Here is a 13,383-nt window from a genome sequence, read left to right on the forward strand (position 1 = left end):
TAATGGGAAACATTAAACATTTAGTTGCAGCAATATTAGTAGGAGTAAGTTTAATTTCCTGTACTGCTCATAAGCAGGAAGATTGCAGTCAAACGCATCCAATAATTCCAACACCGCAAGAAATTTCGTATGGCAATGCGTTGTTAGAATTTAAAGTTGTTTCAATAGTTGCTAATGAATTTGAACCGGAAGGAGAATTGTTAAAAGGCTTTTTTCAAAAAGAAGGAGTCGAAATTGGAGAGAATGGTCTTGCCATAGAATTAGTTAAAAAATCTAGTGAAAACGATTCTTCTGATGAGGGGTACACCTTAGATATTACTGATAAAATAGTTGTTACAGCGAACACCTCTAAAGGAATTTATTATGGAATTCAATCTTTAAAACAACTTACTCGAATTACAGAAAATGGTGTTTCTGTACCAACAGTAGCAATTAATGATTGGCCTGCATTTAAAGTCCGTGGATTTATGCACGATACTGGTAGGAATTTTCAATCAATAGAACAATTAAAAGAACAAATTGAGGTATTGGCGCAATACAAATACAATGTTTTTCATTGGCATTTAACCGATAATCCAGGTTGGAGATTGGAGAGTAAGTTGTATCCAGAATTACAATCTGAAGACGCTACATCAAGGCATAAAGGGTATTATTATACACAAGAGGAGTTTAAAGATTTGGTGGCGTTTTGCAAGGAAAGATACATCACCGTAATTCCAGAATTGGATATTCCAGGGCATACCGAAGCATTTAGAGCGGCATTAAATATAAAGTCGATGAAAGAACCGAGAGTATTGCCTATTTTAAAGGATCTATTCTCTGAGATGATCGATTTAGTGCCACATGAAGATATGCCATATGTTCATATTGGTACGGATGAAGTAAGAAACAAAGAGGAGTATGTATCAAACGAATTTATTTTAGAATTGATGAATCATATCAAGTCGAAAAACAAAGAACTAATTGTTTGGAGAGAAGGTATTCTGATTCCAGAAGACACAAATTCAATTAATCAACTTTGGGCTCAACATGAGCCAAGAGAAGGACATCGTTTTATAGATTCAAGAGCCAATTACATCAATCATTTAGACCCTTTTGCTGGTATGGCAAGGCTGTTTTTTCAGCAACCATGTAGGCAGTCTGAAGGAGATGAGTTGGCATTAGGTGGTGTACTGTGTGCTTGGCCAGATAATAATGTAAAAATGGGGAGAGATATTTTAAGGCAAAACCCTATTTATCCTTCCATAGTTTTTTATGCCGATGCCATTTGGAAAGGTCGCGATAAAGATTATAAAGAATACTGGGCAAAATTGCCGTCACAAAATACTCCAGAGTTTGAGGCTTTTGAACAGTTCGAACAAAAAGCACTAACGCATAAGGCCTTGTATTTTAAAGAAAAAGAGTTCCCTTATGTAAAGCAATCAGCAATTAGTTGGAATTTGATTGGGCCGTTTAATCATGGAGGAAATGTGGAAAAGATTTTCCCGGTAGAAGATGAGATTCGAGCATCCTATTCAATCAAAAACGAAGAGTATGAGTGGTCTGAAAATCATGTTGGAGGAACCATTCATTTGAAACATTTTTTTGGGTTTGAATCTATTACCGCTGAGAAAGAAGGAACCTATTATGCATATACTAACATATATTCTCCAGATGATAGAATTCAAGATTTCTGGATGGGATTTCAAGGATGGTCGCGTTCTAGTAGGAGAGGGGGGGCAACGGCTAGTCAGGGCGAATGGCATTTTACAAAACCTAAAATTTGGGTAAATGATACTGAAATTTCGCCTCCAACTTGGCAACAACCTGGGTTGGATGAAGATGATATGGAAATTCCATTTTTGGATGAGGATTATTTTTATAGAACTCCAACAAAAGTTGCTTTGAAAAAAGGATGGAATAAAGTGCTGCTTAAGATTCCACAAGGAGGTAAGTCATGGAAATGGATGTTTACTTGTGTGCCAGTGAATACTGATGGAGTTAATGTATCTACTGTATTCGATTTAAAATTCAATCCGAACATAAAAAATAACACTAATGAATAAATTAAAACTCATATTAATACTACTTTTTTGGCAACCATTTCTTTGGTCGCAAGATTCGTATACAACTTTGTTCAATCCAGGAGAATCTGATTACAACTGCTTTAGAATTCCTGCGGTTGTAAAAACCAACGATGGGAGTATTTTGGCTTTTGCCGAAGCTCGAAAAAGTAGTTGCTCGGATACTGGAAATATAGATTTGGTAATGAAAAAATCTACCGACGACGGAAAAACGTGGAGTAAATTGAAGGTGGTTTGGGATGATGGAAATAATGTTTGCGGAAACCCGGTACCAGTAGTGGATCAAAATACCGGGTTTGTACATTTATTATTGACTTGGAACAATGGTGATGATCATGAGTCGGAAATTATAGCAGGAGCAACTAAGGAAACTCGAGAGGTGTATCATTTAAAATCTGATGATAATGGAGAGAGTTGGTCTACTCCAAAAAACATTACAAAAACGACAAAGAAAGATAATTGGACCTGGTATGCTACTGGACCTGTACATGGGATTCAATTGGAAAAAGGAGAAAATAAAGGGCGTTTAGTAATTCCGTGCGATCATATAGAAAGAGATTCAAAAAAATATTATTCGCATGTAATTTATTCTGATGATGGTGGTGAAAATTGGGAATTGGGAGGAAGAACACCTAAAGATCAAGTAAACGAATGCACGGTAGTAGAGTTAGAGAACGGTGATTTACTTTTGAACATGCGAAATTACGAGCGTAAAGATAAACAGGCAAGACAAACGGCTATTAGTTCAGATGGAGGCTTGACTTGGATAAGGCAAAACATAGATGCAAATCTACCAGAACCTCGCTGTCAAGGTGCTATATTAAGTGTGGAGAGAGATGGAAAACAAGTGTTACTTTTTACCAATCCGGCGCATGAAAAGAAACGTGAAAACATGTTACTTTCTATCAGTAAAGACCAAGGAGAATCTTGGGATGAAACGATTTCTATTTATAAATCTCATGCCGCTTATTCAGATTTAGTTGAATTAAATGACAATAAAATATTTGTACTTTTTGAAGCAGGTAAAGACAATCCCTATCAAGGTATTCACTATAAAATAGTGTCGGTCAAATAGTAGGTGCTTTTAATATGTATAACATAATACAATTTTATTAGTTATTGTGTATATTGCGACCAAATAGCCATTTATGATGAAACAAATTCTATATATTTTCTGCTTTTTATTCAGTTTAAACTTAATAGCTCAAAACGATACAGCCATTTTTGATTGGAAAACCGATGTAGAAATTCCAAATAAAGTTGGACTGAATGGGTCTTTTAGCGGTGTTCATAATGACGCCTTAATTATTGCAGGGGGCGCGAATTTTCCGGACAAACCTGTTTGGGAAGGTGGTAAAAAGAAATGGCATAGCACAATTTATGTGTTGCCAAATAAAAACGAACCTTCGAATTGGATTACCTCTGAAGTAGTATTGCCTTATCCAATGGCAAATGGTGTTTCTATTAATACTTCCAAAGGAATTTTATGTATCGGTGGCGATAATGAAAGCACGGTATTTAAATCGGTGTTTTTCTTAAAATGGAATGCTAAAACTAAAACCGTAGAAATAGAGAATTTACCTGATTTACCAATTCCGCTTTCAAATTTTGGAGGAAGCATGATTGACGATATGGTGTATCTAGTCGGTGGTCAATTAGAAAAAGGAGGAATCTCAACAAATTCATTTCTGTCATTCAACGTTATTACATCCTTAACTAGAAAACAATATACATGGAAACAACATGAAGAATTTCCTGGAATGCATCGTATTCAGCCTGTTGTTGTTGCACAAAGTAACGGGCATCAAGATTGTTTATATGTGTTTAGTGGTTTGTCTTATGATGCTAGCAAAGATGTTGCATATAATTTATTGGGCGATGTGTACGAATTTGATCCGCATAGAAATGTTTGGTCACAAAAAAATGATATCCCTTCTAACGGGACACCAGGTATTGAACATGGCTATGTTGCGGCCGCACCTTCAATAAAAGTTGGAGATTCTCATATTTTAATTTTTGGAGGAGCCGGTGGAGAACATCAAGAATTAAACAATAGAATTAGTAATTGGGAGCAACAAAATATCTTAAAAGATAAGGCTGAACTTGCCGATAACGAAAAGTTGAAGTTAGAAGCCTTGCAGACTGAGGACAAAGAATTGGTGAAAGCCACATCGTTTTCAAAAACGGTTTGGGCGTATCATACCATTACGGATACCTGGAGTAAACGCGGAGAGCATCCGAACCAAACACAGGTTGTTGCCAATGCTATAAAATGGGGGGATGCTATTGTGATTCCTGGTGGAGAAGTACGACCAGGCGTAAGAACAAGTTCAGTGACAATAGCAACGCAAAAACCATATGAAGCGAGTTTCGGCTGGATTAATTATGTAACCTTGGTTGCTTACCTATTAATTATGGTATTAATGGGTTGGTATTTTTCAAGAAAAAATAAAACGACTGACGATTATTTCTTAGCAGGAGGTCGTATTCCATGGTGGGCTGCTGGGTTAAGTATCTATGCAACCATGCTAAGCGCTATTACCTATTTATCGCAACCGGCATTGGCATATTCGTTCGATTGGCAAGCTTATTTAGGATATTTCGCCATTTTATTAGTGGTGCCAATTGTAATCGCATTTTATTTGCCGTTTTTTAGAAAATTAAATATTACAACCGCTTATGAATATTTAGAAAAGAGATTCAATGTAGTTATAAGAATGTTCGGTAGTACTTCGTTTGTACTGTTTCAATTAGTGCGAATGGGAATTGTGGTGTACTTGCCAGCTTTGGCATTATCTACTGTAGTGGGAATCGATATTTATTTAGCCATTGTGGTTATGGGTATTCTAGCCATTTTATACACCTATTTAGGTGGAATGGAAGCCGTAATTTGGACAGATGTTGTGCAAGTTATTGTATTGATTTTGGGATTGATTTTAGGACTGATATTTATTGCTATTGAAATTGGAGATGTTGGGTATATTTTTGAAACTGCCTATGCTGATGGAAAGATGCAAATGGTAGATCTACGATTTAGTTTTACTGAAGTGGTAACCTGGTCCTTGTTTTTAGGTTCATTTGCGTTGACTTTAGTGCCTTATACAACAGATCAGGCCGTAGTACAACGGTATATGACAACAGCCAATGAAAAAGAAGCGAGAAAGAGTATATGGTTAAACGGATTTATTGCAATCCCTGCCGGATTGCTAATCTTTACAATGGGAGCGTTTTTATATGTGTATTTTAAAGAGCATCCTGAGTTTTTATCGGTAGGTATGCAAAACGACAGTGTGTTTCCATTGTTTATAACAAACCATTTGCCGCCAGGAATTGCAGGGTTGGTAATTGCAGGTATTTTCTCAGCATCTATGAGTAGTTTAGATAGTAGTATGCACAGTATTTCTACAGTGGTTACTGTTGATTTTTATAAACGATTTTCAAGTAAGTATTCCGAAGAAAACGGATTGCAAATGGCCAAATGGATTACGGTTATAGTAGGTGTATTCGGAACGATAATAGCCTGTTTAATGGCTGCTTTCCCGGTAAAGTCATTGTTCTTTTTATTCCAAGAAGTTATAGGTCTTCTAGGAAGTGCAATCGCAGGGATATTCATTTTAGGAATCTTTGTAAAATCGGCCAATTGGAAAGGAACCTTAATTGGTGCAATTTTAAGTATAGTAGTATTGGCGTTTATAAAATACAACACACCAATTAACTTTTATATTTATCCACTAATTGCTATTCCGGTTTGTGTAATTGGAGGTTGGTTGTTTAGTTTTGTTTTTAAAGTTGAACAAAAGAATTTGGAAGAATTGACCTACAGTAAAAAGTAGTTAAGGCTTTTAAATTTTATCCAACCATAGAAATTGATACCCTAATAAATAAGAGGTAAAGTCTGTACCAATATTTGTAGAAAGGCCATTTGTTGCAATAAACTTTAGCGAACCTTTTTTTCCTATTCTTCTAGAAAAAGTAAAACTATAACGTGAGTTATTTTGGTGATTTTCTTGTTTTAATTCATTTAAATGAGTTTGACCAAAAAACACAGCGCCAATTGCCACAGACGCCCAAGTTTTTGGATTGAATATATAGGCAGTATTCAATTGCGTACTTAACAATGGTTCTTGCCAAAGTTTATTATCAGCATAGAACGAATTATTTGTAGTGAAAAACCAAGAACTAACATGACCTTCTATAATTAACTTTGGAGAGATGCGATAAGCGGCTGCCGTCTTAAAATGGAAGCCAAACCGATTAGAACCTAAATTTATCAATTTTGAATTGTCGTATTGTCCAATAGGTATTCTTGTTTTTAATGCAACCCCTAATTTAAATTTTGAGATTTTTCGTTGTCCAAATTTTGAAGCCTCTAATGGTTCATCTCCAATTAATATTATAGACACTCTAAAGTTTGGGTCTCCAATACCGGTTCTAGTGGTTTCTTGGGCTGAATCCTCTACAAGGGCATTGAACTGCGCGTTGGAATAGGAAAGATTAAAATCGAATTTCGCCAATTTGTTAAACAAACTAAAACTTCTAACATAAACAATAGTCCCAGAATGCATATCAGAATTTAAATCTTCTATAGGTAATGAATTATCCATTAAAATATTACCAGTAGAATAACTATAAATTACACCAGCAATATTTGATTTTATAGGTAAGGATGATAAAAATCGAGGCTCTAAATCTTGAGAAATGGACTTAAAACTAGATAATATGAGTACTGCTAGAAAGAATTTATTGAAAAACTTCATTCTAACGAATTTACGATATTATTCAAAAATGAAAAAAGACATATAATTGAAAGACTATTTTATAAGTCATATTCAATTAATAATTTACCATTTGTACAACGATATGGATTAAATAAAAATATTTTGTTGTAAGTGCCATAGTATTCCATCTGTAATATAGTATCGATATTTCCAGAAAATTTAAAATTATAAGTATCACCTTGTTCTTTTATGATAATACTGTCATTACAAAAACCCTTCACGCGAATTAATGCTTTAGTATAGGATTTATTTGGATATGGTTTTTGAGTGTCTATTCTGCCTTTAGAAAAATTTTCAACAGTAAATTGAATACGATCTGTTTTTTCAGAACAAGAGTATAAACACAATAGGATAAGGCTGAAATAAAGTTTTCTAATCATTATTCTTGTAACGTGGCTATAGTTTTTATTTCAATAAAATTCCCATCTACTATAAAATAAACTGTAAAGCGGTCGAAATACCGCATTATTTTATAAGAGTCAAAATGTTGTGTCGTATTATCAATAAAGGTTTTAGGTTTTGCTTTTAAATATGATTTTAAATTATGTATTGAGTTAGGTCTTAAATTGGTTAAGATTTTGGAGTTGGAAATTTGAGTGAATAATAATAAGTTTTCTCTAATAATTTGTCCAAAGGCAGATGTTACAATTTCTTCGTCAATAAACTTGATTGTGTTATTTTCTTCATAATTCTTTAAACAAACTAGATAATCAGAGTCAAACTGAAAATATAATGTGTCTTTAGTTGAATTTTGACCTTTGGAATACCATGTTGCACAAAGCAAAATTATTAATACGATTCGTTGTTTCATAGTTGGCAAATAGCAAAATTAAAATTAAGGAAAATCTAAAAATAAAAAAACCCCGAAATCAAAAGATTTCGAGGTTTAGTAATAAAGGCGGGACAACAAATAAAATCCGTAATTAGCTTTAAATAGGTTGATTGCGGATTTTTTAATATTGTTTTAGATTTTATTTAGAGTATTTCTAAAACAATCTCTCTGCCCGTTACCTAATATTTAAATTATTCGTCTATAATTCGTGTCAACAGTTTTCCGTAGTTTTATGGAATCTTTAAAACAAAAAAATAACGAATAATAATAGTCTAATCAGAGTTTAAGAATTGAATTTATCTAAATTCTAAGAGTAACAATCAAAAATATAGAAATGAATAGATGTGTATTTAATAAGTCTAAGTTTTGGTATCTAATTTTTGTCTTAATTTTAGTTTCATGTGATACTTTAAGAGAAACCAATGGACCTTTTTTTGGGAATGGAATTCACAACGGATGGGCAGACCAAAATTCTATTGTTATTTGGACAAGACTTACTAAAAATGCGGAACGCAATACAAAAGGAACTCCGTTTATAGCAATGAAACGGGAAAAATTGAACCAATATGATGCAGAAGGATTTGATGATGAAATTTATGCAGCACAAATGCCAGAAGGTAAAACCTTAGAAAATATGTTAGATGCTTGCCCTGGAACAAGTGGTGAGGTAAAATTAACGTATTTCCCTTTAGGAAATGAAGAAGACAAAATAGCAACTGATTGGGTGGCTGTTGCCAATGATAAAAATTTTACAACACAGTGGAAATTAGAAAACCTAAGACCTGGAACTAATTATGCAGTTCAGATTGAGGCTCGAAAGGATGAAAATTCAGCGATTTCCGATACTGTAACGGGTGCATTTAAAACAGCGCCGGAAACGGAAAGTACGGATGATATAAATTTTTCTATAGTTACTTGTCATGATTATTTAAGAAAGGATGACCCAGACGGACACCTTATATACAAGGCGTTAGAAGATTTGAATCCAGATTTTTATGTGCATACAGGTGATATTGAATATTATGATAAAATGCAGCCTTATGCCATGACAGAAGAACTTATGCGCTTTAAATGGGATCGACTTTTTGGATTACCGCTTCAAAGAGAATTCTGGTCGAACCATACTACTTATTACATGAAAGACGATCATGATATTTTGAGAAATGATGCATATCCTGGAATGCATTATGGATCAGTAACCTTTGAGCGTGGGCAAGAAATCTTTGATAAAGAACAATTTCCAACGCATGATAAATTTTACAAAACCATTCGTTGGAGCAAGGATGTACAGGTTTGGATAACTGAAAGTAGAAATTATAGAAGTCAAAACGATATGCCAGATGGACCTGGAAAAACAATTTTTGGGGCTGAACAAAAAGCATGGTTATTTAAAACCCTCCAGGAATCTGATGCAACATTTAAAATAATTATCAATGCAAACCCCATTCTTGGTCCGGATAGAATAAAGAAATATGATAGTTACGCCAATAAGGCATTTAAAACGGAGGCGGATGAAATTCGATCTTTTCTAAATGAATTTGACAATGTTTATTTGGTCAATGGTGATAGGCATTGGCAATATGTAACACATTTAGAAGGGACAAACTTATGGGAATTTGGTTGTGGAGCAGGATCTGATAAACACGCAAGTGGATGGAATCCAAATGACAAAAGACCTGAGCATAAATTTCTAAGAGTAAAGGGTGGTTTTTTACAAGGTAATGTTTCTAGAACTGAAGGTAATCCTACACTTAAATTACAACTTATGGATGTTGGTGGTAATGTTGTTTTTGAAAAAAAGTTTGTAAAATAAAATTGAATAAAACGATAATGAATGCATCAATTTTAAAAATGAGCGATAAATCAGTCTTTTTAACGCTACTAGTTTTGTTGTCTTTCAGCTCTTTGAGAGGGCAAGATAAAGTATTAGAAAAGCCAAATATCTTACTAATTATTACGGATCAACATCACGTAGACGCAATGAGTTGTGTGGGGAATACATACCTTAAGACGCCTAATATTGATAAATTGGCAGGAGACGGTGTGCTATTCAGCAACAATTATGTTACACAACCCTTATGCCTTCCCTTTCGGTCTAGTTTGCAAACGGGCCGTTATCCACATCAAATAGGAACCATCAGAAATGGGCTTAAAATAAAAGAGGGAAATGCGTTTTTAGGAAACCTAGTCAAATCTGCTGGTTATACAAGCGACTATATTGGGAAGTGGCACGTTGGAGCAACAGAAGTAGCAGCGGGCTATAATTATGAAGAAAGTAAAAAATCAACCGATACTAAAAGAGCGACGGCAGCAGAAGCATTTTTATTAAAGAAAAGGGAGCAACCTTTTTTCTTAACGGTCTCTTTTATGAATCCACATAATATTTGTGAATTGGCACGAGCAGATGCCATTGGAACCAATTTGCCAGATGGTCCAATAGAATTGGCACCAGACGATTTAAGTAAGTTGCCACCACTTCCAGATAATTTTGAAATCCCAGAAAACGAACCAACTGTACTTCGTGAAATTCAGGGAGATACTCACTTTCATTATCCAACCCAAGAATGGGATGAAAAAACATGGCGACAGTATTTGTGGGGTTATTATCGCTTAGTAGAAAAGGTGGATGCGGAAATAGGTAAAGTGTTAGCGGCTTTAAAAAATGGAGGTTACGAAGACAATACCATCGTAATATTTACAAGCGATCATGGAGAAGGTGTTGCCATGCATCACTGGAATCAAAAACAAATTCTTTATGATGAATCTGTAAAGACGCCATTTATTATTCAATGGAAAGGGGAAACGAAGAAAAGAGTGTATTCAGAATTGGTTTCTAATGCTCTCGATATTCCAGTGACCATTTTGGATGTAATCGGAACTGATATTCCAAAAGAAATGGAAGGAAAATCACTAAAACCTATCCTAGAGGGTAAATCTGTAAAACCCCGTAAGTATGTGGTGAGTGAAACCATGTTTGCACAGGGAGATAAAGAGTTAGGCGCAACCGGTAGAATGATCCGTACAAAAAAATACAAATACTGTATTTATGACAATGGTGAAAAACGAGAACAATTGTTTGATATGAAAAACGATCCAGGTGAAATGAAGAATTTGGTATATGAAAAAGGATTTGAAAAGATTCTAATCAAACATCGCAAATTAATTGGAAAATGGGCTAAAGAAACCAATGATAAGGAGTTTCCGTATTATAAGATGAATTAATTGTAAGGATTAATAATAGAAGATGTGACAAAATCTGATATGTTTCACTCATATTTCTGTATGATTTTTCTTATAGTGCATAAAACGTATTCTTGTCGTTTCTAAAAATAAAAAAACCCCGAAATCAAAAGATTTCGAGGTTTAGTACTGAAGGCGGGACTTGAACCTTTTTTTAATTAAAAATGACGACTCGCTTATAAACACTGTGTTTTTAGAGCAAAAACCTCTTGTCTAAAGGATTTGTTTCAATTTAGGTTTTAGTCATGAGCACTCACTAGTTTTCAACAATATTTAGAATTAGTCATAAAACCGTCCAAATAACGTTCATATTTTTTACCTTTGTGGTTTAAATGTTTTTAATATGGCTACAGCAAATTTTTTATATCGTTCAACAAGGGTAAAAGCTCCTTTAATTTTAAGGATTAGGTTTAACAAGAATAAAAAAAGTTGTTATTTGGATTGTCCAATTAAGGAGGAAGTTGAGCGGGAATATTGGGAGAAGAAGCATTTTTCTAACTCAAAGGATGTTCTCATTAAAAACAAACAAATAGAGTTGTCTAAAGAACTTCTAAAAATTGAAGAGTTCATTTTGGATGCATTGAAATACGAAGAATCCATTGACGCTGTTACTAAACCTTGGCTTAAAGCTCAGATGGAATACTACTATAACCCACCTGAAAGATTAAATCAAGATGTTTCTTATTGGATTCAAAAAATTATTGATGAAGCACCTTTTCGTGATAATGCAAAAGGAGGGATTGGATTAAGTAAAAGCAGGGTTAATTCATATAAAATTTTGTTACTTCATTTTGATAATTTTCAAGGTGGTAGAAAAATAATTGTTGAGCAAATGGACAAATCCTTGTTTGAAAACTTTAAGAAATATTTATTGGCTGAAAAGAATTTTGCTCCGACATATGCGCTCAAGAAGATAGCAGACTTAAAAACGGTTTGTAAAGAGGCTCGTTCAAACGGGGTAAAAGCTTCCGTAGAATTAAGTGATATTAAGGTGAAACAAGTTTCTCCGTATGATGATGACATGGATGTGATTCCGTTAACTCTGCAGGATATTGAGAAAATTGAAAAGGCAGATTTGAAAAGACCTGCATTGATAAATGCGAGAAAGTGGCTTATTCTTGGAGTTTTTACAGGTCAGAGGGGAGAAACACTCACCAAAAGAATTGTAGAGAAGAATTTTTATTCCTACGGAAATGGATTAGAGATTAGAGTCACTCAAAAAAAAGGCAATAAGCCAGTAAGAATACCAGTCCTTCCTAGGGTGAAAAAGATATTTGAAGAAGGTTTACCATATTCTATTTCAACTCAGAAGTTGAGATTGCATTTTAAAGAAATTGGTAAAATTGCTAAGATAGATGAAATGGTTAACGGTAGAATTACAGAAGCAATTGAGGTAAAAGGAACTGATAAAAAGATTAGGAGAGGAATTAAAAAGATGCGTGAAAAGTACAATTATATTGGACTGCACACACTAAGAAGGAGTTTTGCGTGTATTCATGAAGGAAAGATACCGAGAGAAGTTATTATGAAGGTGACAGGTCATAAAAAAATTGAAACATACCTTCAGTATGTTAATCAAGATAGAAATGAGCACTTGGATGTGTTTATGGATTATTACAACAAGGAAGAAAAAAAATCGAAGGGAAATTCGACGTTATCTGTCGTTTCCAGAAAATATGGTGTTTCATAGGTTGCTAGGGTTAAAACACTCTAAGTTAGCACTTTGATGTTATTTTGTATTATACGTATATTCCTCTTTTGATTGATTGTAGAATATTGTTTAATTCTTTAAAAGATAGTATTTTAATAAAATTTAAAAACTGTTTTATGTCCTCAATGAAATCCACCTCTATAAACGAAAGCAATCAAGAAATCCAATTTCTAAAATTGAAAGAGAATATTGAAAATTCTCTCACAAATATCCTAACACCTTTTTTTGATACTAAGAGTCAAATCAAAGTTGTAAATCAATGCTTTCGTGGAAAAAAATCACGAAAATATAGAGTTGATAGCACAATTAATCAATTAGAAAAAATTGAGATACCTCTTAGCATTTTTATTAATTATTTGCGGGTTCTTATTGATGCCCATTTTGGAACTCCCGCTGAGAATAAAACAATAGATGTTAACGCTATTCTTCTAGCTATGGGGAAACCAATTCCAGAGGAGAAGCCATTGAGAAGGAGCAAAAGTATTAGAGATTTTTTGAATAAATTAATACTATTGGACTCACAACCAAGGTTGCCTCTTATTGATGATTCCTCAAAGGGACTTAAAGAAGTAATTCCGATATGGAGGCAATTGGAAAAGCACACATCCATATCCCCTTTGCAACTAAAGAAATTGTTTAAAGAACTTTTCTCACCAAAATTTAAAGATTCATACTTGGACAGAATATATAGTGACAATAAAAATATTTAATCCTTTTTGAATACGCATTTATTGGGTCTATTCACCGAAATAGGTTTGT

The 13,383-nt window shown here is 34.0% G+C and carries 10 protein-coding genes; 7 read left to right on the forward strand and 3 right to left on the reverse strand.

Annotated elements, in window-relative coordinates:
- Positions 1 to 2 precede the first annotated feature (2 nt).
- The 3 genes from RM519_RS12285 to RM519_RS12295 all read left to right on the forward strand — a co-directional run bounded on the left by RM519_RS12285 (position 3) and on the right by RM519_RS12295 (position 5,896).
- Positions 3 to 2,045 (forward strand): family 20 glycosylhydrolase, encoded by a 2,043-nt coding sequence (locus tag RM519_RS12285; RefSeq protein ID WP_311594115.1) that lies wholly within the window; start codon positions 3 to 5, stop codon positions 2,043 to 2,045.
- Positions 2,038 to 3,138, forward strand: a complete 1,101-nt coding sequence (locus RM519_RS12290) for a sialidase family protein (RefSeq protein WP_311594116.1) — start codon at positions 2,038 to 2,040, stop codon at positions 3,136 to 3,138. Before RM519_RS12285 ends, RM519_RS12290 begins: the two co-directional genes overlap by 8 nt.
- Positions 3,139 to 3,211: 73 nt before the next feature.
- Positions 3,212 to 5,896, forward strand: a complete 2,685-nt coding sequence (locus tag RM519_RS12295) for a sodium:solute symporter family protein (RefSeq protein WP_311594117.1) — start codon at positions 3,212 to 3,214, stop codon at positions 5,894 to 5,896.
- Positions 5,897 to 5,905: 9 nt separating this feature from the next.
- Here the strand turns inward: RM519_RS12295 and RM519_RS12300 are convergent, their stop codons facing one another.
- Genes RM519_RS12300 through RM519_RS12310 form a run of 3 tightly spaced genes read right to left on the reverse strand, consistent with a single transcriptional unit; the run spans position 5,906 to position 7,652 of the window.
- Positions 5,906 to 6,820 carry a transporter gene (locus RM519_RS12300; protein ID WP_311594118.1) on the reverse strand — a complete coding sequence of 305 codons (915 nt, stop codon included), beginning with the start codon at positions 6,818 to 6,820 and terminating at the stop codon, positions 5,906 to 5,908.
- Between the two features lie 59 nt (positions 6,821 to 6,879).
- A complete protein-coding gene (locus tag RM519_RS12305; RefSeq protein WP_311594119.1) occupies positions 6,880 to 7,221 on the reverse strand; it encodes a hypothetical protein in 342 nt (113 codons plus the stop codon).
- Positions 7,221 to 7,652: a hypothetical protein gene (locus RM519_RS12310; protein WP_311594120.1), complete on the reverse strand. Its 432-nt coding sequence runs from the start codon at positions 7,650 to 7,652 to the stop codon at positions 7,221 to 7,223. The genes RM519_RS12305 and RM519_RS12310 overlap by 1 nt, the downstream gene beginning before the upstream one ends.
- Before the next feature lie 355 nt (positions 7,653 to 8,007).
- Here RM519_RS12310 and RM519_RS12315 point away from each other — a divergent pair, with 355 nt between their 5' ends.
- The 4 genes from RM519_RS12315 (at position 8,008) to RM519_RS12330 (ending at position 13,334) form a co-directional block, all read left to right on the forward strand.
- Positions 8,008 to 9,486 carry an alkaline phosphatase D family protein gene (locus RM519_RS12315; RefSeq protein ID WP_311594121.1) on the forward strand — a complete coding sequence of 493 codons (1,479 nt, stop codon included), beginning with the start codon at positions 8,008 to 8,010 and terminating at the stop codon, positions 9,484 to 9,486.
- A 17-nt stretch (positions 9,487 to 9,503) separates the two neighbouring features.
- On the forward strand, positions 9,504 to 10,895 hold the full coding sequence (locus tag RM519_RS12320; RefSeq protein WP_311594122.1) for a sulfatase family protein: 1,392 nt from the start codon (positions 9,504 to 9,506) through the stop codon (positions 10,893 to 10,895).
- Positions 10,896 to 11,256: 361 nt separating this feature from the next.
- The gene (locus tag RM519_RS12325) at positions 11,257 to 12,603 is read left to right on the forward strand and encodes a tyrosine-type recombinase/integrase (RefSeq protein ID WP_311594123.1); all 1,347 of its coding nucleotides are present in this window, start codon (positions 11,257 to 11,259) and stop codon (positions 12,601 to 12,603) included.
- 137 nt (positions 12,604 to 12,740) lie between these two features.
- Positions 12,741 to 13,334, forward strand: a complete 594-nt coding sequence (locus RM519_RS12330; RefSeq protein ID WP_311594124.1) for a hypothetical protein — start codon at positions 12,741 to 12,743, stop codon at positions 13,332 to 13,334.
- Positions 13,335 to 13,383: the final 49 nt, after the last annotated feature.

The sequence above is a fragment of the Urechidicola vernalis genome (assembly GCF_031846385.1).
GTDB lineage: Bacteria > Bacteroidota > Bacteroidia > Flavobacteriales > Flavobacteriaceae > Urechidicola > Urechidicola vernalis.